Origin of the sequence: Nocardia sp. NPDC049526 (assembly GCF_044465765.1) — a bacterium.
Classification (GTDB): Bacteria; Actinomycetota; Actinomycetes; order Mycobacteriales; family Mycobacteriaceae; genus Nocardia.
In genome coordinates, this window is the sequence record NZ_JBITMA010000007.1 from 229354 (window position 1) to 251565 (window position 22212).

Genomic DNA, 22212 nt, shown 5'->3' on the forward strand with positions numbered 1-22212 from the left:
GCCGATCTCGCCGCGCCAGACCATTCGGTCCGCTGAAGGGTGCCGCTGGTACCGGTGTCAGTTCGCATTCGCGGCCGCGACCAGCGCCGGGTAGTCCGGCAGTTCGATGGTCTTGACGTTCTCGGTCATTTTCACCATCTTGTCGAACATCCACGAGTGCAGGAACCAGTTGCGGAACTTGATGCCGAGCGCGGTCTTCGGGGCGAAGAAGCGGCCCGCATTGCTGTAGTCCGCAAGTTTGCCGAGCGAGTGCATGAGCTCGTCGTAGCGCGCGAAGGCCATCCGGTAGTCGCCCTCGGCGAGCGCGAGTTCACCGGCCATGATGTAGGCGCCCTGCACCGCGAGTCCGGTTCCGAAGCCGCCCAGGGTGTTTCCGTAGCCCGAATCGCCGACCAACGCGACCCGGCCCCGGCTGTAACTCTTCATCTTGCGCACCATGCTGATCGAGTCCAGGAAGAAGTCGTCGAACTCCGCCAGTTCGGCGAGAATGCGCGGCGCCTCCCAGCCGACGTCGGCGAAGGTCTCCTCGATGATGTGTCGCTGCGCCTCGATGTCGTCACGGGCGTAGTCGAGTTCGGGCGAGGCGAAGATGTAGAGCTGCTGTGCCTTCGAGCCGCCGCTGATGATGCATTTGCCCGGCTCGTTGTAGCCGTATGCCGTCATCCGCTCGGGGGTGCCCTCGGACTTGGTCGCCCACGGGCTCGCGCCGGCGACGCAGTAGTAGTGGCCGAGGTGCTTGACGAATTCCTTTTCCGGTCCGAACGCCAGACGCCGTACCCGCGAATGGATGCCGTCGGCGCCGAAGACCAGATCGAAGCCGCGCGGCGCGCCCTTCTCGAATTCGACCCAGACACCGTCGTCGGTCTCGGTCAGCGCGCTGATCGAGTCGCCGAATACGTATTCGCAGTCCTGGTAGGTCTTTTCGTACATGATCCGCGCCAGATCCCCGCGCAGGATCTCCACGTCGCCGCCGGTGAAATCGCCGGAGATGAGCGCCTGCTGCTCGCCCTTGCCGTCCACGATCGCGATATCGGTGGTGCCGGTGCGGTGCGCGTAGATCTCGTCCAGGATGCCCATTCGCTCGAGCACCTTGTGGTGTGTTTCGCCGGTGAAGTCGACGGCCTGGCCGCCCGGTCGCAACTGCGGCGCGCGCTCGACCACCGTGACGGTGAATCCGTAGCGGGTGAGCCAGTAGGCGAGTGCGGGGCCGGCGATGCTCGCGCCGGAGATGAGAACGGTCTTGTTGCGCATGATGTCTCCTGAGGTCCCTATCTGTGTCCGATGGAATCTGTATCCGCTGGACACGAATTAGAGTATGGTGGACGCAGTTACTTGTCAACACGCAATGCGTAAGGATGTGGAAATGCCTGCACCGACCACCGTCGAACTGCTCTGGGGCACCCAGCAGCGGCCCAAGCGCGGACCCAAGCCCGCGTTGTCACTGGAGGGGATCGTCGCGGAGGCCATCGCCCTCGCCGATGCCGAAGGACTGGCGAATCTGTCCATGCAGCGCCTGGCCGAACGCCTCGGCTTCACCAAGATGTCGCTGTACCGATATGTGCCGGGCAAGGAACAGCTCACTGCGTTGATGGTGGATGCCGCGATGGGTGACCCGCCGGATGTTGTCGCGGCGCACCAGAATTCGAATGAAGAACCGTGGCGAGCCGGACTGCGCCGATGGGCCGAGACGATCTTCGAGCGCTACACCGCACACCCCTGGTCGATAAGCCTGACGATCGGCGTGCGTACGTTCGGTCCCAATGAAATGGGCTGGATGAACGCCGCACTGACCGCGCTCGACGGCACCGGGTTGACCGGACCGGAGCGGCTGGACACCATCGTGCTGCTCAACGGGCACATCCGCAGCCTCGTGCAGCAGGTGACGACCGGGGACCGGCAGGAAACGGCGCAGCAGATCGCGGGCCAGTTCGCCGAGATGATGGCCGTCGCGGGCGACCGGTTTCCCCTGGTTTCCGCCGCCTTCGCCGAGGAGGCCGCCGCGACCGGTGCACCACCCGCGAACGAGGGCCCAGGCGATGCGCTGAGCTTCGGTATCGACCGAATTCTCGATGGCCTGGGTGTCCTCATCGCCGACCGCCGCCGACCCTAGCGGCACAATCGGGCGCAGCCGGACAACGTCCGGCCATTGGTCTCTTGCGCTTGGACGAGCGAATGCGAGACCACCGCTTAGGCTCAGTGCATGACCGACGAACTGGAACTGGAGCAGGACGCGATCACCACGGTGCGGGAGTTCTTCGCCGCACTCGAGATCGGCGCGGTGGAGGAGGCACTGGACCTCCTGCATCCCGATGTCGTCTGGAAGAACACCTCACTGCCGACGGTCGGCGGCGGTCTCACGCGCAAGATACTGCGCGGGATGAACCGCGACTCCATCGGCTTCGCCGCCGAAATGCATCACATCGCCGCCGACGGCGCCTTCGTGCTGACCGACCGCACCGATATCCTGCGCGTCGGCCCGCTGCGGATCGCGTTCTGGGTCTGCGGCACCTTCGAACTGCGCGACGGCCGAATCATCCTGTGGGACGACCACTTCAGCTGGGAGAACTTCCTGCGCGGCACCGCCGTCGGACTCTTCCGCGCCGCACTGCCCCAGCGCTGAAGGGGGCCGTCGACGGTAGTCGAACGGTGGCTCCGGGCCGCCGCGACAGCCGCCATTCGACTACCGTCGGTGCCTTCGCCGCGGGCTGTCAGGTGTGCTTGGCGAGGTATTCGAGGTAGTAGGGGCGCAGGACTTCGGCTATCTTGCCGTCGCCCGCGTGGATGTAGTCGTCGATCATCGGCAGCACGTACTTGATATCGGCCTCGCTCTCGCCGAGATTGCCCGCGGCGGCCTCGGCGGCCGGAATCGACTTCAGTAGCCGCCATAGATATTTGATGTCGCCGCGTCGCGCCGCGAGCCGGACCGCACGGTCGTGCAGTTCCTTCGACGACAGCTTCTCCAACTCCTCGTTACCGGCCATACCTGCGACTCTATCCCCTGCACCAATGCGGGGTTAACGACAAATTCACGGACACGCCTACCTGTGCCCGAGCGGAGACCGGGTAGTCGGCGGTAGCGTCGTTGGTGCGGGCCGCGTCGGTGTGGCTCGTACGGGAGGTCCTGAACCGTGACTGAGCTACTCAGTACGAGAGGGCCGGCACCCGGCCCTCTGGGCATCTGACGCAAGTCGGATCCCATCAGGACGGACCGGTCCAGCGAGATCGTTCGTGCGGGTGCCGCGCGAACACAAAGGAGCCCACCGTGACTGCTGCACGCTCCGTTCCCGCTCCCTCGGCGCACTCCAGCTCCGCGAAAGGCGAAGCCGCCGCGAAGGGGGCCCGCCCCTCGCATTCCCAGAATTCCGGTGCGAAATCCTTCGTCATCGACACGTCGGTTCTATTGTCGGATCCCTGGGCTTTCACCAGGTTCGGCGAAAACGATGTCGTATTACCGCTGGTCGTGATCAGCGAACTCGAAGGTAAGCGCCACCATCACGAACTGGGCTGGTTCGCGCGGGAAGCCCTGCGCAACCTCGATGATCTGCGTCTGCAACACGGCAGGCTGGATCAGCAGGTGCCGATCGGCACCGAGGGCGGAACGCTGCAGGTGGAACTCAACCACACCGACCCCGCGGTACTCCCGGTCGGATTCCGCACCGACACCAATGATTCCCGCATCCTGGCCTGTGCGCTCAATCTGGCGGCCGAGGGCCGTCAGGTGGTGCTGGTGTCCAAGGACATTCCCTTGCGCGTCAAGGCGAGTGCGGTGGGTTTGCACGCCGACGAATACCACGCCCAGGACGTGGTGACCTCCGGCTGGGCCGGAATGGTGGAGATCGATGTCTCCAAGACACAGATCGATCAGCTCTACACCGAGGCCGTGATCGATCTGGACGAGGCGCGGGAACTGCCGTGCCACACCGGAATCCGGTTGCTCGGGGCAAGCTCCAGCGCGCTGGGCCGGGTCACGCCGGATAAGCGGGTGCAGCTGGTGCGTGAACGCGAGGCGTTCGGACTGCACGGCCGCTCGGCCGAACAGCGCATCGCACTGGATCTGCTGTTGGACGAGAGCGTCGGCATCGTCTCGCTCGGCGGCCGGGCCGGTACCGGCAAGTCGGCCCTGGCCCTGACGGCCGGTTTGGAGGCGGTGCTCGAGCGTCGCACACAGCGCAAGGTGGTGGTGTTTCGTCCGCTGTACGCGGTCGGTGGGCAGGATCTCGGCTATCTGCCGGGATCGGAGAGCGAGAAGATGGGCCCGTGGGCGCAGGCGGTCTTCGACACGCTCGACGGGTTGGCCAGTCGCGAGGTGATGGAGGAGGTGCTCAGCCGCGACATGTTGGAAGTCTTGCCGCTCACCCACATTCGCGGTCGCTCACTGCACGATTCGTTCGTGATCGTGGACGAGGCGCAGTCGCTGGAGCGCAACGTGCTGCTGACGGTGCTCAGCCGACTGGGCACCGGATCGCGCGTAGTGCTGACCCACGATGTGGCCCAGCGCGACAACCTACGTGTCGGTCGGCACGACGGTGTCGCCGCGGTGATCGAAAAGCTCAAGGGGCACCCGCTTTTCGCGCACATCACCTTGACCCGTAGCGAACGGTCGCCGATCGCGGCGCTGGTGACCGAGATGTTGGAGGAGTACGGCCCGAATGCATAGCGGGTAGCAGCAACTACCCAGGGTGTGTTTCCTGTCACAATCAAGCGGGTAGTATCCGTGTGATACCTGTTCAGCGGCGGCCCGGCGAGTCTCATATCGATTCGCCGGGCCGTTGCCGAACATCGGCCCAGGCTACGCGCGACGAGAGGGATGGAAATGCACCACTTCGCTCGACGAACGGCTGGATTCACCGCGGTCACCGCGACCGCGGCACTGCTGCTGGCCACCGGCTGCGGCAATGACGACGACAAGGACAAGAACTCCGCCGTGTCCATGACGACCACCTCTGCGGCCGCCCACGGCGAAGAGCATATGTCCGGCGCGGCGGAGGAGACCAAGATCGCCACCCAGGGCGGCGATATCACCGTCTCCGGCATCATCTTCGACAAGTACGTGCAGTCCGGCGGCCCGACGGGTCCGCTCGGCGCTCCGCTGAAGTCGCAGGAGGATGCCCCCGACGACGGCAAGTGGCAGGACTTCACCGGCGGAGCGATCGTCTGGAGCAAGGACAGCGGCGCGCACATCGTCTGGGGCGAAGTCCGCAAGGCGTGGGAGGACAACGGCGGCCCTAGCGGCAAGATCGGCTACCCGACCAGCGATGAGAAGGACATCCCCGGCGGCAAGGAGAGCGATTTCGTCGGCGGCACCATCACCTGGGTGGACGGCAACACGACCGTCACGCCGAAGTCCTGATCCGCACCGGCGTCCGGGCGCTCACATGCCATTATTGGTGAGTGCTCGCGGTTCGCTCGAAAGAGCTGGTGCTTGTACGCTCGGACGCCGGTACCGATTCCTATTCGTAGATCCCCGCATCGCGGGGCCCAGCCGCTAGGTTGTGCTAGTGCAAACTCTCTTGACCGATCGCGAACTGCTCGCGTCCCTCGCCGATGCGGTGGAGCTGAATCTGCGCCGTCACATCGCCGCCGCCGACGGCTGGCAGCCGCACGACTACGTGCCGTGGGACGACGGCCGTAATTTCGGCTTCCTCGGCGGAATTGATTGGGCGCCGGAGCAATCCGAGTTGAGCGAGACCGCCAAGCTGGCGCTGACGGTCAGCGTGCTCGTCGCGGACAATCTGCCCTCGTACCACCGTGAGGTCGGTAAGTACCTGCGCACCGGATCGTGGTGGCGCTGGGTCGGCCGGTGGACGGCCGAGGAGAACCGGCACGAGATCATGATCCGCAACTACCTCATGGTCACCCGGTCGGTCGACCCGGTGCAGTTGGAGCGGTTGCGGATGGACCATATGACCAAGGGCTTCCGGCGTCCCGCGCTGCACCTGCTCGACGTGCTCGCCACCTGCGCGTTCGAGGAAGCGGCCGCCGCCATCCGGCATCGCAACACCGCCGCGCTCGGGGAGAACAAGATGGTCACCGCCATCGCCGAGCGCATCGCGATCGACGACGAACTGCAGTCGATCTTCTTCGCCGACCTGATCAGCGCGGCGTTCGATGTCGCACCGGATCAGACGATGCGCGCCATCGCCGACAGCGTCGCGCGGTTCGAGGTGCCGTCGGTGGCGTTGCCCGATGGGCGCAGTAGCGATGATGTGCTCGCCGAGGCGGGCATCTACGACCGAGCCAAGGAGAACGAATTGGTCTTCGGTCCGCTGCTGGAGCGGTGGGAGTTCTTCACTCGCACCGGTCTCGGTGCGGACGGTGAGAAGGCGCGCGCGGAACTCGCGGGCCTGCGGGCCGGATTGCCTGCCTGATTCTCGAGTCCGGTCGGCGCACGGTTTGTGCGCCGACCGGTTTTTTACTTTCCGTCCTCGACCTTGGCCATCGACAGCACATCCAAGCGGCGATCGAGTTCTTCCAGGGTGAGCTTCTCGTCGAGCAAACCGCGATCGATCACGGTCTGACGGATGGTCTTCTTTTCCTTCAGCGCCTCTTTCGCGACCGCGGCCGCCTCTTCGTAGCCGATGGCGGAATTCAGCGGCGTCACAATCGAGGGTGACGATTCCGCGAGGGTGCGCAGATGATCCTCGTTGGCGATCAGACCGCGAATGCACTTATCGGCGAACAGCCGGGACACATTGGCGAGCAGCCGAATCGACTCGAGCAGATTGCGCGCCATCACCGGGATGTAGACGTTCAACTCGAATGCGCCGTTCGCACCGGAGAACGCGACCGCCGCGTCGTTGCCGATCACCTGCGCGGCGACCTGCGTAACCGCCTCGGGCAGTACCGGATTCACCTTGCCGGGCATGATCGAACTGCCGGGCTGCAGATCTGGCAGCTGGAGTTCGCCGAGACCGGTCAGCGGACCCGAACCCATCCAGCGAATATCGTTGGCGATCTTGGTGAGGCTCACCGCGACGGTGCGCACCGCGCCGGACGCCTCCACCAGACCGTCGCGGGCGGCCTGCGCCTCGAAGTGATCCTTCGCTTCGGAGAGTGCATCGAGATCGGTCGACAGCACCAGTTCGGACACGACTTTCGCGCCGAAACCCGCGGGTGCGTTGAGACCCGTGCCGACCGCGGTGCCGCCGATGGGCAGCTCACCGAGCCGGGGCAGCACCGCCATGATGCGCTCCATACCCGCCGCGACCTGGCGGGTATAGCCGCCGAACTCCTGGCCGAGGGTCACCGGCACGGCGTCCATGAGGTGGGTGCGCCCGGACTTCACGACGGTGCGCCATTCGGTCGACTTGTCCAGCAGCGCCAGCCGCAGATGTTCCAGCGCCGGGATCAGATCCTTGATCGCGGCCTCGGTGGCGGCGAGATGGGTCGCGGTGGGGAAGGTGTCGTTCGACGACTGCGACATGTTCACGTCGTCGTTGGGGTGCACGGTCACGCCGTTGGCCTTCGCGATCGAGGCGATCACCTCGTTGGCATTCATATTCGAGCTGGTCCCCGAGCCGGTCTGGAAGACATCGATCGGGAACTGCTCGTCGTGCAGACCGTCGGCGATCTCGTTCGCGGCGGCGATAATGGCATCCGCCTTGGCCGGATCGAGCAGCCCGAGATCCTTGTTCACCTTGGCGCACGCGGCCTTGAGCAGGCCGAGCGCCCGGATCTGCGCCCGCTCCAACCCGCGCCCGCTGATCGGAAAGTTCTCCACGGCCCGCTGCGTCTGCGCCCGCCACAACGCATCCACGGGAACCCGAACTTCCCCCATCGTGTCGTGCTCGATCCGGAACTGCGTCTCCTCGGTCGTCATAATCCCGACCCTATGCCGCATACGCCGACCGTGGGGCTGCCACGCCTGAGGCGATTCGCACAGTGCCCTCGACCCGCCCCGGGAATAACTCCCGCACCGATCCGTCCATGACGGTGTCCCAGTAGGCGGGCTCGACTGCGTCCCACGGTTTCGTTCACGGCCGTTCGTAGAATCCGTCGATCCGGCCACGGGCAACTGCCTTTGCGGCGGAAAGTACGTCGCGCGGTTTCGCTTTCGCGGCGGGCGTGCCGCCTATGGTGGTGATCGGCTCGGTCAGGGCGAAGAGTTGGAAGGCGTAGCGGTGCGTTCCGTGCCCTTTGATCGGGGCCGGACCTTGGTAGCCGCGGCCGAAGCCGGAGCGGAGGATGCTGACGCCGGGCGCGGGATCGTCGGCGCGCAGTCCGTCCTGTGGCAGTTCGGCGAGCGTCGGTTCCAGCAGGGCTACGCAATGCACGAATGGCAATCCCGTTGGTGCGTCCGGATCTTCGACGACCAGCAGCAGTTGCGCTGTACCGTCGGGCACGGTCCACGCCAGCGTGGGGGATGCGTCTCGGCCACCGATCCGCTTGGACGCGTGCACCTTTGGCAGTGGTGACTCGTGGGCGAAATCCGGGCTGGTGACTTCGAAGGTCGCGTCGGTGGCGAGGTTCGGCAGATGCCAGGCGAGGCCATGCTCTCCGGCGCGCCGGTTCTTCAACAGCTTACCGATGATTGCCATCGGATCTCCTTGGTCTACTGGGGATTCCGGAGCTTACCGTCGTAGCACGAGCGCTGCACATGACGAAAAATCGAGCCCGATCCGAAGCGGACCGGGCTCGACTCGTTCGAGAAGATCAGGGCATCGGGGGCACCGCATCCTCGTCGCCGACGAAATCGACCGAGGAGTATTCGCGGAGTTTCGTGAGGCGGTGGTAGGCGTCGATCATGCGGACGGTGCCGGACTTGGAGCGCATGACGATGGACTCGGTGGAGGCGCCGCCGGGGTAGTAGCGGACGCCGCGTAGTAGGTCGCCGTCGGTGACGCCGGTGGCGCAGAAGAACACATTGTCGCCTGCGACCAGGTCATCGGTGGTGAGGATGCGGCTGAGGTCGTGGCCCGCGTCGATGGCCTTCTGGCGTTCCGCCTCGTCCTTGGGGGCGAGCATGCCCTGGAGTTCACCGCCCATACAGCGCATCGCGGCGGCGGCGATGATGCCCTCAGGGGTGCCGCCGATGCCGACCAGGATGTCGGTGCCGGAGTCGGGGCGGGCGCAGGCGATGGCGCCCGCGACGTCACCGTCGGAGATCAGGCGGATGCGGGCGCCGGCGTCGCGGACCTCCTGGATCAGGTCCGCGTGGCGCGGCCGGTCCAGGATGCAGACGGTGAGATCGGACTTCGACAGGCTCTTGGCCTTGGCCACCCGGCTGATGTTCTCACCGATCGGGGCGGAGATATCGATCACGCCCGCCGCGTCGGGGCCGACCGCGATCTTGTGCATGTAGAACACCGCGGACGGGTCGAACATCGCGCCGCGCTCGGCGACCGCGAGCACCGCGATGGCGCCGGGCGAACCCTTCGACATCAGCGTGGTGCCGTCGATCGGGTCGACCGCGAAGTCGACCTCGGGACCGGTGCCGTCGCCGACCAGCTCACCGTTGTAGAGCATGGGCGCTTCGTCCTTCTCGCCCTCACCGATGACCACGATGCCGCGCATGGAAACGGAGCTGACCAGCTGCCGCATGGCGTCGACGGCCGCACCGTCGCCACCTTCCTTATCGCCGCGGCCGACCCAGCGGCCCGCGGCCATCGCACCGGCCTCGGTGACCCGGACCAGTTCGAGCGCGAGGTTGCGGTCCGGCGCCTCGCGGCGGCTGGGTGCGGGCGAAGATGCCGTCATTACGGTGTGCCTCCTACGGTCGTTGCTACCGCTGATTCTCTCAGAAGCGTGACCGTTCTCGATCAGGTACTACCCGTAGCGATTGCTCGCAGGTCGCTCGAAAAGGTCAGCTCCAGATCTCCGGCTACCTGTGCGGGAGTGTGCCGCAACCGGCGTGGATACTGGGAGCGTGTCGTACCAAAAGCCGCGAATTCTCAACGACTACCGGGATCTGTTCTGGTCACTGATCCCGTTGGTGCTGATCGCCGTGGTCTTCGCCGGGCTCGCCAGCCAGTGCAGCTTCGCGGGGAAAGGGCCGACCGAGGGGCAGATTCCGCACTTCGACGTGACGGCGGCACTCGCCAACGACGCCAAGACCATGCCCTTCCCGATCCGCAATCCCAGCCTGCCCGAACATTGGACCCCGAACTCCGGTAGCCGCGACACGATCACCACCACCGGCGGCGGGCCGGTCAGCACTGTTGGTTTCATCACACCGCAGGGCACGTATATGCGGATGAGTCAGAGCAGCGCGACCGAGGAGTCGCTGTCGCGCTTCGTGCTCGGCTCCCGCTACGGCACCGGCACCGAGCAGGTCGGCGACCAGAAGTGGGTCGTCTATGCCGAGCAAGGTTCCGAGACGGCGTGGATCGGCGACTTCGGCCAGTCCCGAGTGCTCATCACCGGCGCAGGCAATCACGCTGCGTTCACCACCTTGGCCGCGGCCATCGGCGCAGCTCAGCCACTCACACGCTAGTCAGAGCGGCGCCACCCACGTCAAACCAGCGGCCTCTGCCGCCGCGCCGAGGCGCTTGTCATACGTGACGAATGCGATCAGATCGGTGGCTAGTTCCTGTGCGGTGGCCAAGTGGAGCGCATCGAGGCTCCGGACTGTTGCGGGTGACACCGCTGCGGCATTGGCTCGTACGATCCCATCCATTTCGAGTCTGTCCACGCGAGCGAGGACGGCTGGTACGTGAATGAGGTCGGCCGGGTCGGCCACCCGCACTGCGTGGACCAGTTCGACTTCCACCAGCGACGAAGCAACCCAGGGCTCTTCGGGGCGATCATCGAGCCAGCTCGCCAGCGCGGCGGATTCCGATTCCAGATGAATCAGCTTCACCAGAGCACTGGTGTCCAGATAGATCATCAGTAGCGCTCGTCGTCGCGCAGAGCCTGCAGTGCCGCGCTCACGCTGCCCTCGGTATCGATCGGTGCATCGTTCAGTCGTCGGCGTACCTCAGCAAGCAGATCCGCACGACCCCTGGTGGCCGGGCGCATCCGGCGCTCGATGAGCAACCGCGCCCGGACGTCTCGCTCGGGATCGACTGGCACGATCCGGCCGATGATGGTGCCGCGCTCGGTGATATCGATGGTTTCCCCCGCTTTGACCAGCGCCAGGCATCGCGCTGTGTGATGCGACAGTTCTCGGATGGGGATAGCGGTCATCAGCCCATTGTGTCACAAATTTGTGACACAACGGTGGCGCGGCGGATGGTCATTCGTCGGTTTCGAGGTCGGTGCGGGAGAGGGCGTTTTCGACCCGCTGACGCGCGCCCGCCAGATGTTCCTCGCAGCGGATGGCCAGCGCCTCGCCGCGCTCCCACAGCGCGAGGGATTCGTCCAGGTCGAGACCGCCCTGTTCGAGCATCTTGACGACGTTGACCAGTTCGTCGCGGGCGCGTTCGTAGCCGAAGGTGGAGATCTCGGCCAGCTCGTCGTCCTTGCCGGGGTCGGCCAAGGTCAGTTCCTCCCTGTGTCGGTCTTGCCCAGTGCTCGGGTACCCAACTCTTGGGTGCCCAGTGCGGCGGCGGAGATTGCACCGTCGGCGACCCGGATCCGCAGCTGACTACCCGCGGGCGCGTCCTCGATCGAGCGGACCACATGCCGCTCCTTACCGCTGACGCGCTGCACGACAGCGTAGCCACGGGCCAGCGTCGCGGCCGGTCCCACCGCGGTGAGTTTTTCGCGCAGGTGCCGGGTTGCGGTGCTTTCGGTGCTGATCAGATGGTCGGCGGTGCGGCGGGCGGCGGTGCGCAGGCGTTCGATCTCGTCGTAGCGGCGGTCGAGTTCGCGCAGCGGGTCCGCCAGCACCGGCCGGGAACGCAACTGGGCCAGTGCCCTGGTTTCGCGGTCGACCCAGCCGCGCAGTGCCGCGGCGGCGCGGGTGCGCATATCGCGGACCCCGGCCAGTTCGGCGGCCGCGTCGGGCACGATGCGCTTGGCGGCGTCGGTGGGGGTGGCGGCGCGCAGGTCGGCGACCAGATCGCACAGCGGGTTATCGGGTTCGTGACCGATCGCGCTGACGATCGGCGTGGTCGCGGCGACGATCGCGCGGCACAGCGTCTCATCGGAGAAGGGCAGCAGATCCTCGACGCTGCCGCCACCGCGGGCCAGCACGATGACCTCGACAGCCGGATCGCGATCGAGTCCGGCCAGCGCCTGCACTATCTGTGGTACCGCGGTCGGGCCCTGCACCGCGGTATTGCGGATTTCGAAACGTACTGCGGGCCAACGATTTCGGGCCACAGTCAGCACATCGCGCTCGGCGGCGCCGGCTCGGCCGGTGATCAGGCCGATTGTCTTGGGCAGGAACGGGATCGGCCGCTTCAGCCGGGGATCGAATAGTCCCTCCGCGGCGAGCAGTGCCTTCAACCGTTCGATGCGGGCCAGCAGTTCACCGATGCCGACCGGGCGAATCTCCATGGCGCGCAACGAAATCGTGCCGCGACCGGTGAAGTACGCGAGTTTGCCGTACACCACGACCCGGCTGCCCTCTTGCAGCGGGACGGCGGAGCGTCGGATGAGATCCGGATGACAGGTCACCGACAGCGACATATCGGCGGCGGTATCGCGCAACACCAGGAATGCGGTGCTGGTGCCGGGACGCAGATTGATCTGGGTGATCTGGCCCTCCACCCAGATGCTGCCGAGTCGATCGATCCACTGCGCGACCTTGATTGCCACCGATCGCACCGGCCACGGCTGTTCGGCGGAGTTGGCCGGAGCCGCTCGGTCGGGTTGGCCGGCGGGTTCCCGGCCAACCGCCGGCGAAGACGCGGGGGGTTCGGTCACTGGGCCCGCACGGTGGCGATTCGGTTCGTCAGCATGGTCACGAACGGCGCCCTGGCACGCGTCTGCTGTTCGTACTCGAGCAGAGCGTTCAGATCCTCGACGGTCAGCATGCGCAGGCGGGCACGCAGCTGGGCCAGGGTCATATTGGCGTAGTCGTAGCGGGTGGCCACCTCGGGCTCGACGACCTCTGGTTCGGGCTCGGGCTGGGGTTCGGGGGCCACGGAAACCTCGGTCTCCGGCACGGCGATGGTCTGTACCGGGGCGGCGTGACCATTGGTCTCACCGATGCGGGCGGCATCGGCGGCGAAGTCGGTCGGTTCGTCGTCGGCGTACAGGTCGAAGCTGCTGGTGCGGGCGGGAGCGGTGAACTCCGGCTCGGTGTCCTCGTCGAAGGTGGCCCAGTCAGGCTGTTCGACGGGGGTGTTCGTGAGACGGTCGAATACGCCGTCGCCCTTGAGGGCGAGGCTGGTCACGAATTGCTGGACGTGCATGGTTGTCTGCAACATCTGGCTGATCGCGGTGATCGGGAAATTCATTGCGGCAGTTGGTAGCCGACGAGTTTCTTCGATGGCGTATACGGCGGCGCCGGCGGCGACCCGGGCCAGGAACGGTGGTCGAAACATGCTTCTAGCCTGCCCGATACGGGATGTTATGCAAAGCACTGGTGTCACAGACACGGAATCTACTTTGGTGCGCGCGGGGCCCTGCGTGGTTACCCGGGCTCCCTGCTGCGGGCCTGACCACGCGCGCCGGGGGTTCTGCATCATCCGGCGGCGTTTTTCGCCCGGTGCGAGTGTGTCGAGAACGACGTGACCGGCCGTCCAGCATTCGTCGGTCGCACGTAAGCTGATGGGCATGTCTTCGGCCATCCCCTTGAACGTCGGAATCGCCCGCTCGGCCGGTTCCGGATCCGCCGATGCCGATGGTGGTAAGCGCGTGCTGCTAGCCGAACCGCGTGGCTACTGCGCCGGCGTGGACCGCGCGGTCGAGACGGTGGAGAAGGCGCTCGAGAAGCACGGCGCCCCGATCTACGTGCGCAAGGAGATCGTGCACAACCGCCATGTGGTGGAGACGCTGCGTGAGCAGGGTGTGATCTTCGTCGATGAGACCGACGAGGTGCCCGAGGGTGCGCTGGTCGTGTTCTCCGCGCACGGTGTCTCCCCCGCGGTGCACGAGTCGGCGGCGGCGCGCAATCTGCGCACGATCGATGCCACCTGTCCGCTGGTGACCAAGGTGCATCAGGAGGCCAAGCGTTTCGCCCGCGACGACTACGACATTCTGCTGATCGGTCACGAGGGGCACGAGGAGGTCGAGGGCACCGCGGGCGAGGCCCCCGAGCATGTGCAGCTCGTCGACGGTCCGGATGCGGTCGACCGGGTCACCGTGCGCGACGAGGCCAAGGTTATCTGGCTCTCCCAGACCACACTCAGCGTCGACGAGACCATGGAGACGGTGCAGCGGTTGCGCCAGCGGTTCCCTGGACTGCAGGATCCGCCGAGCGATGACATCTGCTACGCCACCCAGAACCGTCAGGTGGCGGTCAAGGCGATGGCGCCGGAATGCGATCTGGTGATCGTGGTCGGCTCGCGAAATTCGTCGAATTCCGTGCGCCTGGTCGAGGTCGCGCTCGGCGCGGGCGCGAAGGCCGCGTACCTGGTGGACTACGCCCGCGAGGTCGACCCGGCGTGGCTGTCAGGTGTGCGCACGGTCGGCATCACCTCGGGTGCGTCCGTCCCCGACATCCTGGTGCGCGGTGTGCTGGATATGTTGGCGGAGCACGGTTTCGGTGAGGTGCAGCCGGTGACCACCGCCAATGAGACGCTGGTATTCGCACTGCCAAGGGAGTTGCGGGCGTCGCGTCACTGAGCTGCGCCAAGGATTTCCTGGGCGCGCCACAACGCTGGGCGCTGCCCGGTTCGCGTCGTGGAGCTGCGCGTGGCCGCTGTCACGCGTGACGGTCGCTGCTGTCGAGCAGTCGCCCGGCTAGAGGTTTTCCGGTCGACGGCGCTCAGTGCGGCTCGAATCACGTTCGCGGTAGCGGACATTGGGCTGCGGGTGTGGCGGTGGGGCTTCACCGCGCCGCCTGGTCGCTGCCGCCCGGCCCGAATCTCCATCGGCCCGAGGGGTTGCCGCGGCGGGTCGTACGGCCCGAGTCGGTTCGCCCTCGCTCCGGGCCGCTGCCGCAGCGGGTCGTACGGCCCGGGTCGGCTCGCCCTCGTTGCGGGCCGCTGCCGTGGCGGGGCGGGCGCTCGATCGGCGCTCGCGGCTCGGGCGTTCGTCACCACGGGCGCTCTTTGCGCCGCCGACGCGCGGCGGAGTGTCCGCTACTTCCGAACTACCGCGCCGACTCGGTCGCGGCAGATGCAGATCGGTATCGAGGTCGGAGGTATCGGCCTGGGGACGGCGGGTGCGGCGGCGCGCGGCATCGGCGAGCGAGCCGGCGCCGGTGCGCTCCGACTTGGTGCGCTTGGCTGCGTTGCTGCGGCCCCAGCTGGTGCCGCGACGAGATTCGTCGGAACGGCCCGCGGCCTCTTCGCGCCTGTGCAGCAGGATCCGCCCGCCGCCGATCGCCAGCACCAGCACGGTGGCCAGCGCCATGATCGGGAACCGGTTCACCAGCGGGATCGCCAGATTCAGCAGGATGTCCTTGAGGCCGGTCGAAGCGCCATCGGTGAGCTGCTGATAAGCCAGCGGCACCGCGACGAACAGCAACAGTGGTGGCAGCACCATCGTCGTGAAGAGTCCGCGATAGCGAACGGCGAGCACCGCCGCGACGCAGCCGAGGACGTATAACGTGTTGAACGTCGCGGTCAGCTCGTTGTTCTCGCCGTGGGCATCGATCAGGAACCCCAGAAACGTGCACGCCACCGCGATCAGAACCGCCGCCCCGGCCGGAATCCCCGGCACCGAGGGCAGGATCGAACGATGCGGCGCGGGCACCCGGGTTCGCACACGTTGGGAAGCAGCCACACCATGACACTAACTGCCGCCGCGCTCGGCGGCGTTACGGCACGGCCGTCGCAGGGCTAATCGTCGGCGTCGGCGAAGCCGACCGCCCGCGGCAATGAATCGACTCGATGGATTGCCGGCACCTCCTGCTCGGCTATTTCGAGATCGTGGAGTTTGCGGGCGGTGACCATCACCCGCGACTCGACCGAGGCGACGGTGTAGTTGAAAGCGTCTACGGCCTTACCGAGTTGCGCGCCGAGGCGGTCCAGATGTCGGCCGGTCATGCCGAGCCGGTTGTAGAGCTCGCGACCCAATTGCTGAACGGTAGCCATATCGCGGGACAGCGCTTCCTGTCGCCAGCCGAAGGCGACTGTGCGCAGCAACGCGATCAAAGTCGTCGGAGTAGCGAGGATCACGTTGCGGCCGAACGCGTACTCGAGCAGGCCGGAATCGGTGGTGAGTGCGGCATCGAGGAACGGATCGCCCGGTACGAACAGCACCACGAACTCCGGCGCGGGATCGAAGGCCAGCCAATAGGCCTTATCAGCCAGCTGATCGATATGGGCACGCAGATGTTTGGCATGGCGGCCGAGCAGTTCGGCGCGCTCGTCCGGGTCGTCGGTCATGGTGGCGTCGAGGTAGGCGGTGAACGGCACCTTGGCGTCGACCACGATCTGCCTGCCGCCTGCAAGATTGACCACGAGGTCCGGCCGCACCATGCCGGTACGTTCGGTAGCCCCGTCGCTGCGCGCGGCCCGGCTCACCTGGGTGTCGAAATCGCAGTGCCGGGTCATGCCCGCCAGTTCGACCACCCGCTCCAGTTGGATCTCGCCCCAGCGACCGCGCACCTGTGGTGCGCGCAATGCTGCGACAAGCTGACTTGTTTGGCTTGTGAGCTGATGTGATGTGCGCTGCATCCCCGCGACCTGCTCGCGCAGACTCGAATAGGCGTTGATCCGGTGATGTTCGACCTGCTGGATGTGCTGGTTCAGCGCGCCGACGGCCTCGCGCAGCGGATCCACCATCGCGCCGATGGCGTGCGAATGTCGGCGTGCCGCATCCTCATTCGCCGCGGTGAGCGATTGCCGCAGTAGCCGCTCATTGTCGGTGGCGGCGGCCAGTCTCGCCTCCGCGGCCGTCGCGCGCTGCCCGGCGCGCGCGGCATGCCCGAGCCAGCCGAGCCCTACCCCGGCGGCGAACACCAGCATCAGTGCGAGGAGCATCGGTGCGGTCATAGCGCAGATAGTGCCGCATGTCACCGACAAGTTCGAAACCCGCGAGCTATCGGACAGCAGCGAGTCGACAAACAGCCGGAGCCCGCGGATTTCTACCGGGCAGCCGACCACCAACCAGCGCCCAGCAATCAATGTGGCTGGGTCGCGCATTCTGCATTGGCGAGCGAGTCTTACGAGCGACCCGTTCGTGGCCCGTGTTGCGTCCGAGTCGTCGAAGCGCATGCGCCGCAGGCACGGGCCCCGCCCGCCTGGCACGTACCCATGAGGCGCCGAGCGATCCGCCCTCGGCGACCACTACGGAGCGCGTCTTACGAGCGAGGAGTTCGTGGCCCGTGTTGCGTCCGAGTCGTCGAAGCGCATGCGCCGCAGGCGCAAGTCTCGACGACTCGGACGCGAGACACCAGGGGGCCGCGAACCCGCCGCGCCGAAGGCGCGGCCAAAGATATTGAAGTGTGTCGGTGCGATCGCCTACGGTTTCGCGGCATGCGGATGCTGCACACCTCGGACTGGCACATCGGGCGCACATTTCATGGGGTCGATCTGCTCGCCGATCAGGCCGCCGCGCTCGCGGCCATTGCCGAATTGGTGGCGGCGCAATCCGTTGACGTCGTCGTACTGCCGGGAGACGTGTACGACCGATCCATTCCGAGCGCCGACGCGATCGCGGTGTGTATCCAGGGATTCGAGGCCATCCGCGCGGCCGGGGCGCAGATCGTCGTGACCTCCGGCAATCACGATTCACCGACGCGGCTGGGTGCCGGTGCGAGTTTCGCGGCGGCGGGCGGGTTGCATCTGCGCACGACGGTCGCCGCTGCCGATCAGCCGGTGCTGTTGTCCGACGAGCACGGCGCGATCGCCTTTTACGGCATCCCGTATCTCGAGCCGGAAATCACTCGCGCCGAACTCGGTGTGCCGCAAGCACGTTCACATGCGGACATCCTGGACGCGGCAATGCGCCGAATCCGGGCCGATATCGGCGAGCGTCCCGGCACCCGCACCGTGGTACTCGCCCATGCCTTCGTGGTCGGTGGCGAGGCGACCGGGTCCGAGCGTTCGATTTCGGTCGGCGGCGTGGAGACGGTGCCGCTCTCGGCATTCGACGGCATCGACTATGTGGCGCTCGGACATCTGCATTCACCGCAGACGCTCTCGGAATCGGTGCGCTATTCCGGTTCCCCGCTACCGTATTCCTTCGCCGAGACCTCGCATCGCAAGGCGGTTTGGCTCGTCGACCTGGACGCCACCGGCCTGCGTTCGGTGCAGCGCCGCGACCTTCCGCTCGTGCGCGGGCTGAGTCGTCTCACCGGTACCCTCGACGAATTGCTCAGCGACACAGCCTATTCCGAGGCCGAGGAGCACTACGTCTCGGCGACGCTCACCGACTACGCCCGCCCCGTCGACGCCATGCGCAAACTGCGCGAACGCTTCCCGCATGCGGTGCATGTGGAATGGTCGCGCCCGGAAGGAAACCCGGAACTGCGCTACCGTGAACGCGTGCACGGTCGCCGCGATACCGAAGTAGCGCAGAGCTTCCTCACCGACGTCCGCGGCGAACCCACCCCGGGTGAAATGGCGTGGCTGGAACAGGCACTCGCCGCCGCGATACGCGAACCCGACCGAGAGGTGCCCGCAGCGGTCACGCTTGCCGGGGAACTGTCCGCATGAGCGGCAATTGTGCGCTCAGACCGGTCACCAGCGGACACCGCTTCGGCGAATCCGTGCCGGGCATGCCGAACGCCCTTCGCGCCATCGGTTATCGGGACAGCTTTGCCTCGGGCGTGGGTTCTTGCACCGGGGGCGCGCTCGGTGGACGTTTCCTGGTTCGCCGGACGACGCACCGTATGCCCGCGACGGCGACTGCGCTCGACGGGGCCGCCGAATGAGGCTGCACCGGCTGGAGATGACCGCATTCGGCCCCTTCGCCGAGACCACGGTTGTCGATTTCGACGCGCTCGGCGCGGACGGGCTGTTTCTGCTGCACGGGCCGACCGGGGCCGGAAAGACGACGGTGCTGGACGCGATCGCATTCGCGTTGTACGGCGGCGTGCCCGGCGCACGTGGCGAGAGTAAGCGCCTGCATTCCGATCATGCGGACGAGCAGACGCCGCCCCGGGTCGTGCTGGAGGCGACGCTGGGTGGCCGACGAGTGCGGTTGACGCGCTCGCCGGAATTCCAGCGGCCGAGCAAACGGGCCAAAAGCGGCTGGGTCAAAGAGAATGCCGCAGCGACGCTGGAATGGTTGGACGGGCGCGGCGCGAACCTCGCTCGACTGACCGATATCGGCGACGAGATCATCCGCCTGCTCGGCATGAGCGCGGACCAGTTCTTCCAAGTCGTGCTGCTGCCCCAGGGAGATTTCGCGCGATTTCTGCGCGCGGAGAACGAGGAGCGCGAGAAGCTTCTTGAGAAGCTCTTCGACACTGGACGCTTCGGCAGTGCCGAGCAGTGGTTGGCAGACAAGCGCCGGGCCTCGACCGCGGACGTGGAATCGCGCAAGCAAGGCATCGATCGTTTGATCGCACAGGTCGCGGTGGCGGCGGGGGAGACGGCGGCTGAGACCGTCGGGCCACTCGAGGCAGTCGGCTGGTCGCAGGATCTGCTCGCGACCGCGCGTGCAGCACTCACCACGGCGGCGGCCGAAGCCGAACGGTGCCAACAGGAATCGGCTCGTATCAGGTCCCGTGCCGAGGAGCAACGCCGCCTGCACGAACTGCGCCGCCGCATGACCGCGGCCCGCCAGCAGCTCGACGAATACGCGGCCGCCGCTGACCACCGCGCCGACCTGCAGGCCGAACTCGAATCGGCCCGCCGTGCCGCGCCGGTGGCCGAGGCCATCGATGAGGCTCGCGCGGCGGTGATGCACGCCAGGCGCAAGTCGGACGAAACCCACCGCATCGCCGCACGATTGGCCGCACTGCTCGCCGAACCCGGTGGCGCGGATATCGCGGGTAATGAGCTGATCGCGGTCGAACGCGGGCCGGATGGAAAGCCGACCGTCGTTGCCGGCGCGGATGCCGATGCGGCGATTCGACGGTGGAGCGCCCAGATTGGCGCGCTCGACGAGGTGAGCGCCGATGCGACCACCGCCACCCGGCTCACCTCCGAACTGGCCACGTTGCGCGATGAGGACACCGCACTCACCGGCCGCGTGGACAAGCTGACCCGAATGCGTCGGCAACTGCCCGAATCGATCGCCATCATCGAGGCTCGGCTGCGTGAAACCACCGAGGCCGCGGCCAGATTGCCCGCCTTGACCGCCGAGTGTGAACGCCTGCAGGCCGCGGCGACGGCTGCGGTCGAACTCGCTGTTCGCAGCACAACTCTCGACCACGCCCGGATCGAAATGGAGTCGGCCCGCGCGGCGCACCTCGATGCCAAGGAACGCGTGCTCGACCTGCGCGAGCGCAGGCTGGCCGGGATGGCCGCCGAACTCGCCGGTCAGCTCACCGACGGGGAGCCGTGCACAGTATGCGGCTCCGCCGACCATCCGGCACCGGCTCGCGCCGCGGCCAGCGCGGTATCGAAGGACGCCGAGGATGCGGCGGCCACCGCCGAGCGCGCCGCCGAGGACGCCCGCGACCGGGTGCTGGCCCGAATCACCGATCTGGAACGCGAAATCGACGCGCTGGTCGCCCGCGGCGGCGATGCCGACCGCGTCGAACTGGCCGCCACCCTGCGCGCCGCGACCGACCGCTACGAAGACGCCGCCGAACTCGCCACCCTCTCCGACAGCCTCACTGCCGAACTGTCCCGCCTGCGCACCGACGAATCGCGTCTGCACGACGAACTCCGCGAATCCGATACCCGCCGCAGCACCGTCACCACCCGCATCGCCGCCGCCACCGCGCGCCTCACCGAACTCACCGACCGCCTGCGTACCGCCGCGGGCGCCGACGAAACTATCGACCGCCGCCGCATCCGCCTCGACACCCTGATCGGTGACGCCAGCGCCCTCCGCGATGCCCGCAACGACGAGTCGGCCGCAGTAGAGCAGGTCACCGTGATCGCTGACCGAGTCGAAAGTCTCGCGCTGGCAGTAGGTTTTGTCATCGAGCAGGCCGAGGACTCCGTCGCATCCGGTCCGGGGGCAATGCCCGGTCGGGCGGCTGGCCCGAATGCTTCGCGGGTCGCCGATCCACGCGGCGCGGCCAGCGGTAATGCGGTCATCGATGCCGATGCCGATGCCGATGCCGATGCCGATGCCGATGCCGATGCCGATGCCGATGCCGATGCCGACGGCGACGGCGACGGCGCGGTCTGCAATTCGACCGAGACGCGCCTCGATAATGCGGAGACCACCAGGGGCGCAGTCGGTTCGAGGTCAGCCGAAGACGGCACGCAACCGCGCGATGACGTGGCTTTGTTGACGGCATACGCGCGAGTGGTCACCGCCGCCTCGCGAACTGCGCAGCGGCAGGCCGAGATCGAAGCGGAATTGGTGGCTGCGGATCGGGCTCGCGCGCATGCCGAGGCCGTCCTGGCGGAGCCGGAGATCCAAGCCGCCGCCTCGACCGAACCCGGCGATCTCGAGGAGTTGGAGTCCGCGGTGGCCGCCGCGCAGACCCAGCTGAACGCAGCCGTCGCCGCGCACGCGGAGGCCACTCGGCGGGTGAATCTGCTGGAGGATTTGGGTGGTCAGCTGTGGGCCGCGGTCGATCGGATCGCCCCGGTACAGCGCGCCCACGAGGAACTGGCCGCGCTCGCGGAGGTCGTCGCGGGCCGAGGCGAGAACAATCGCCGAATGTCGTTGCGCTCCTACGTGCTTGCCGCCCGGCTGGAGGAGGTGGCATTGGCGGGTTCGGTTCGTTTGCGCCGGATGTCGGGCGGCCGCTACGAATTCGTGCACTCCGACAAGGCGGGCCCACGCGGTCGACGCGGCGGCCTCGGCCTCGATATCCGCGACGACTACACCGGCGCCGTCCGCCCGGCCAAAACCCTCTCCGGTGGCGAATCCTTCATGGCCGCACTGTCATTGGCCCTCGGCCTCGCCGATACCGTGGCGGCCGAATCCGGCGGCGTGGTGCTCGACACCATCTTCATCGACGAGGGTTTCGGCGGACTCGATGCCGACACCCTCGACGCGGTCATGGGTGTGCTCGACGAACTCCGCGCGGGCGGCCGCGTGGTCGGCGTGGTCAGTCACGTCGACGAAATGCGCCAGCGTATTCCGAGCCGTCTGCACGTCATCCGTGGTCGAGCCGGCTCCCAACTCCGTGCCACCGTCGCCTGAGCGCACGTGCTCTCCCGGGCACCTCCGGACCGGTCCGGAGCAGGTGTC

The 22212-nt window shown here is 66.9% G+C and carries 21 protein-coding genes; 9 read left to right on the forward strand and 12 right to left on the reverse strand.

Annotated elements, in window-relative coordinates:
• Positions 1-57: 57 nt before the first annotated feature.
• A complete protein-coding gene (locus ACIBW7_RS23065) occupies positions 58-1251 on the reverse strand; it encodes an FAD-dependent monooxygenase (protein ID WP_397049428.1) in 1194 nt (397 codons plus the stop codon).
• Between the two features lie 112 nt (positions 1252-1363).
• Here ACIBW7_RS23065 and ACIBW7_RS23070 point away from each other — a divergent pair, with 112 nt between their 5' ends.
• Both ACIBW7_RS23070 and ACIBW7_RS23075 read left to right on the forward strand, forming a co-directional pair.
• A complete protein-coding gene (locus ACIBW7_RS23070) occupies positions 1364-2110 on the forward strand; it encodes a TetR/AcrR family transcriptional regulator (RefSeq protein WP_397049430.1) in 747 nt (248 codons plus the stop codon).
• A gap of 90 nt (positions 2111-2200) precedes the next feature.
• Positions 2201-2620 carry a limonene-1,2-epoxide hydrolase family protein gene (locus tag ACIBW7_RS23075; protein ID WP_397049432.1) on the forward strand — a complete coding sequence of 140 codons (420 nt, stop codon included), beginning with the start codon at positions 2201-2203 and terminating at the stop codon, positions 2618-2620.
• Between the two features lie 88 nt (positions 2621-2708).
• On the opposite strand, the gene ACIBW7_RS23080 is transcribed toward ACIBW7_RS23075, so the two are convergent.
• A complete protein-coding gene (locus ACIBW7_RS23080) occupies positions 2709-2981 on the reverse strand; it encodes a hypothetical protein (protein ID WP_063036470.1) in 273 nt (90 codons plus the stop codon).
• Positions 2982-3262: 281 nt separating this feature from the next.
• On the opposite strand from ACIBW7_RS23080, the gene ACIBW7_RS23085 reads away from it, so the two are divergent.
• The 3 genes from ACIBW7_RS23085 (at position 3263) to ACIBW7_RS23095 (ending at position 6368) form a co-directional block, all read left to right on the forward strand.
• Positions 3263-4657 carry a PhoH family protein gene (locus tag ACIBW7_RS23085; protein WP_397049435.1) on the forward strand — a complete coding sequence of 465 codons (1395 nt, stop codon included), beginning with the start codon at positions 3263-3265 and terminating at the stop codon, positions 4655-4657.
• A gap of 150 nt (positions 4658-4807) precedes the next feature.
• Positions 4808-5350: an LGFP repeat-containing protein gene (locus ACIBW7_RS23090; protein ID WP_397049437.1), complete on the forward strand. Its 543-nt coding sequence runs from the start codon at positions 4808-4810 to the stop codon at positions 5348-5350.
• A gap of 148 nt (positions 5351-5498) precedes the next feature.
• Positions 5499-6368: an acyl-ACP desaturase gene (locus tag ACIBW7_RS23095; RefSeq protein ID WP_397049439.1), complete on the forward strand. Its 870-nt coding sequence runs from the start codon at positions 5499-5501 to the stop codon at positions 6366-6368.
• Between the two features lie 44 nt (positions 6369-6412).
• Here ACIBW7_RS23095 and ACIBW7_RS23100 read toward each other — a convergent pair whose 3' ends face one another.
• The 3 genes from ACIBW7_RS23100 to glpX all read right to left on the reverse strand — a co-directional run bounded on the left by ACIBW7_RS23100 (position 6413) and on the right by glpX (position 9696).
• Entirely contained in the window at positions 6413-7819 is a 1407-nt protein-coding gene (locus tag ACIBW7_RS23100) for a class II fumarate hydratase (RefSeq protein WP_397049441.1), read from the reverse strand.
• A gap of 154 nt (positions 7820-7973) precedes the next feature.
• Positions 7974-8537 (reverse strand): YbhB/YbcL family Raf kinase inhibitor-like protein, encoded by a 564-nt coding sequence (locus ACIBW7_RS23105; RefSeq protein ID WP_397049443.1) that lies wholly within the window; start codon positions 8535-8537, stop codon positions 7974-7976.
• Positions 8538-8652: 115 nt separating this feature from the next.
• Positions 8653-9696, reverse strand: a complete 1044-nt coding sequence (glpX, locus tag ACIBW7_RS23110) for a class II fructose-bisphosphatase (protein WP_397049445.1) — start codon at positions 9694-9696, stop codon at positions 8653-8655.
• 169 nt (positions 9697-9865) lie between these two features.
• Here glpX and ACIBW7_RS23115 point away from each other — a divergent pair, with 169 nt between their 5' ends.
• On the forward strand, positions 9866-10432 hold the full coding sequence (locus ACIBW7_RS23115) for a DUF4245 domain-containing protein (RefSeq protein ID WP_397049447.1): 567 nt from the start codon (positions 9866-9868) through the stop codon (positions 10430-10432).
• Here ACIBW7_RS23115 and ACIBW7_RS23120 read toward each other — a convergent pair whose 3' ends face one another.
• Genes ACIBW7_RS23120 through ACIBW7_RS23140 form a run of 5 tightly spaced genes read right to left on the reverse strand, consistent with a single transcriptional unit; the run spans position 10433 to position 13373 of the window.
• Positions 10433-10825 carry a type II toxin-antitoxin system VapC family toxin gene (locus ACIBW7_RS23120; RefSeq protein ID WP_397049449.1) on the reverse strand — a complete coding sequence of 131 codons (393 nt, stop codon included), beginning with the start codon at positions 10823-10825 and terminating at the stop codon, positions 10433-10435.
• On the reverse strand, positions 10825-11124 hold the full coding sequence (locus ACIBW7_RS23125; RefSeq protein WP_397049451.1) for a type II toxin-antitoxin system Phd/YefM family antitoxin: 300 nt from the start codon (positions 11122-11124) through the stop codon (positions 10825-10827). Before ACIBW7_RS23125 ends, ACIBW7_RS23120 begins: the two co-directional genes overlap by 1 nt.
• A gap of 49 nt (positions 11125-11173) precedes the next feature.
• On the reverse strand, positions 11174-11416 hold the full coding sequence (locus tag ACIBW7_RS23130) for an exodeoxyribonuclease VII small subunit (protein ID WP_397049453.1): 243 nt from the start codon (positions 11414-11416) through the stop codon (positions 11174-11176).
• Between the two features lie 2 nt (positions 11417-11418).
• Positions 11419-12750: an exodeoxyribonuclease VII large subunit gene (xseA, locus tag ACIBW7_RS23135; protein ID WP_397049455.1), complete on the reverse strand. Its 1332-nt coding sequence runs from the start codon at positions 12748-12750 to the stop codon at positions 11419-11421.
• Entirely contained in the window at positions 12747-13373 is a 627-nt protein-coding gene (locus ACIBW7_RS23140) for a lipid droplet-associated protein (RefSeq protein ID WP_397049457.1), read from the reverse strand. Before ACIBW7_RS23140 ends, xseA begins: the two co-directional genes overlap by 4 nt.
• Positions 13374-13605: 232 nt before the next feature.
• Here ACIBW7_RS23140 and ACIBW7_RS23145 point away from each other — a divergent pair, with 232 nt between their 5' ends.
• Positions 13606-14616 (forward strand): 4-hydroxy-3-methylbut-2-enyl diphosphate reductase, encoded by a 1011-nt coding sequence (locus ACIBW7_RS23145; protein WP_397049459.1) that lies wholly within the window; start codon positions 13606-13608, stop codon positions 14614-14616.
• Between the two features lie 117 nt (positions 14617-14733).
• Here ACIBW7_RS23145 and ACIBW7_RS23150 read toward each other — a convergent pair whose 3' ends face one another.
• Together ACIBW7_RS23150 and ACIBW7_RS23155 are read right to left on the reverse strand one after the other, a co-directional pair.
• On the reverse strand, positions 14734-15720 hold the full coding sequence (locus tag ACIBW7_RS23150; protein ID WP_397049461.1) for a DUF6542 domain-containing protein: 987 nt from the start codon (positions 15718-15720) through the stop codon (positions 14734-14736).
• Positions 15721-15776: 56 nt separating this feature from the next.
• The gene (locus tag ACIBW7_RS23155) at positions 15777-16934 is read right to left on the reverse strand and encodes a DNA recombination protein RmuC (RefSeq protein WP_397049463.1); all 1158 of its coding nucleotides are present in this window, start codon (positions 16932-16934) and stop codon (positions 15777-15779) included.
• Positions 16935-17417: 483 nt separating this feature from the next.
• On the opposite strand from ACIBW7_RS23155, the gene ACIBW7_RS23160 reads away from it, so the two are divergent.
• Positions 17418-18599 (forward strand): exonuclease SbcCD subunit D, encoded by a 1182-nt coding sequence (locus ACIBW7_RS23160; protein ID WP_397049465.1) that lies wholly within the window; start codon positions 17418-17420, stop codon positions 18597-18599.
• Positions 18600-18813: 214 nt separating this feature from the next.
• Positions 18814-22164: an AAA family ATPase gene (locus tag ACIBW7_RS23165; RefSeq protein ID WP_397049467.1), complete on the forward strand. Its 3351-nt coding sequence runs from the start codon at positions 18814-18816 to the stop codon at positions 22162-22164.
• Positions 22165-22212: the final 48 nt, after the last annotated feature.

Excerpts from the sequence above, each read along its gene's own strand:
- ACIBW7_RS23165 (WP_397049467.1), top strand. The coding sequence starts at position 18,814 with ATGAGGCTGCACCGGCTGGAGATGACCGCATTCGGCCCCTTCGCCGAG.
- ACIBW7_RS23080 (WP_063036470.1), bottom strand. The coding sequence starts at position 2,981 with ATGGCCGGTAACGAGGAGTTGGAGAAGCTGTCGTCGAAGGAACTGCAC.
- ACIBW7_RS23075 (WP_397049432.1), top strand. The coding sequence starts at position 2,201 with ATGACCGACGAACTGGAACTGGAGCAGGACGCGATCACCACGGTGCGG.
- ACIBW7_RS23065 (WP_397049428.1), bottom strand. The coding sequence starts at position 1,251 with ATGCGCAACAAGACCGTTCTCATCTCCGGCGCGAGCATCGCCGGCCCC.
- ACIBW7_RS23070 (WP_397049430.1), top strand. The coding sequence starts at position 1,364 with ATGCCTGCACCGACCACCGTCGAACTGCTCTGGGGCACCCAGCAGCGG.
- ACIBW7_RS23140 (WP_397049457.1), bottom strand. The coding sequence starts at position 13,373 with ATGTTTCGACCACCGTTCCTGGCCCGGGTCGCCGCCGGCGCCGCCGTA.
- ACIBW7_RS23125 (WP_397049451.1), bottom strand. The coding sequence starts at position 11,124 with ATGACCGCTATCCCCATCCGAGAACTGTCGCATCACACAGCGCGATGC.
- ACIBW7_RS23145 (WP_397049459.1), top strand. The coding sequence starts at position 13,606 with ATGTCTTCGGCCATCCCCTTGAACGTCGGAATCGCCCGCTCGGCCGGT.
- ACIBW7_RS23090 (WP_397049437.1), top strand. The coding sequence starts at position 4,808 with ATGGAAATGCACCACTTCGCTCGACGAACGGCTGGATTCACCGCGGTC.
- ACIBW7_RS23120 (WP_397049449.1), bottom strand. The coding sequence starts at position 10,825 with ATGATCTATCTGGACACCAGTGCTCTGGTGAAGCTGATTCATCTGGAA.
- ACIBW7_RS23160 (WP_397049465.1), top strand. The coding sequence starts at position 17,418 with ATGCGGATGCTGCACACCTCGGACTGGCACATCGGGCGCACATTTCAT.
- ACIBW7_RS23100 (WP_397049441.1), bottom strand. The coding sequence starts at position 7,819 with ATGACGACCGAGGAGACGCAGTTCCGGATCGAGCACGACACGATGGGG.
- glpX (WP_397049445.1), bottom strand. The coding sequence starts at position 9,696 with ATGACGGCATCTTCGCCCGCACCCAGCCGCCGCGAGGCGCCGGACCGC.
- ACIBW7_RS23105 (WP_397049443.1), bottom strand. The coding sequence starts at position 8,537 with ATGGCAATCATCGGTAAGCTGTTGAAGAACCGGCGCGCCGGAGAGCAT.
- ACIBW7_RS23155 (WP_397049463.1), bottom strand. The coding sequence starts at position 16,934 with ATGACCGCACCGATGCTCCTCGCACTGATGCTGGTGTTCGCCGCCGGG.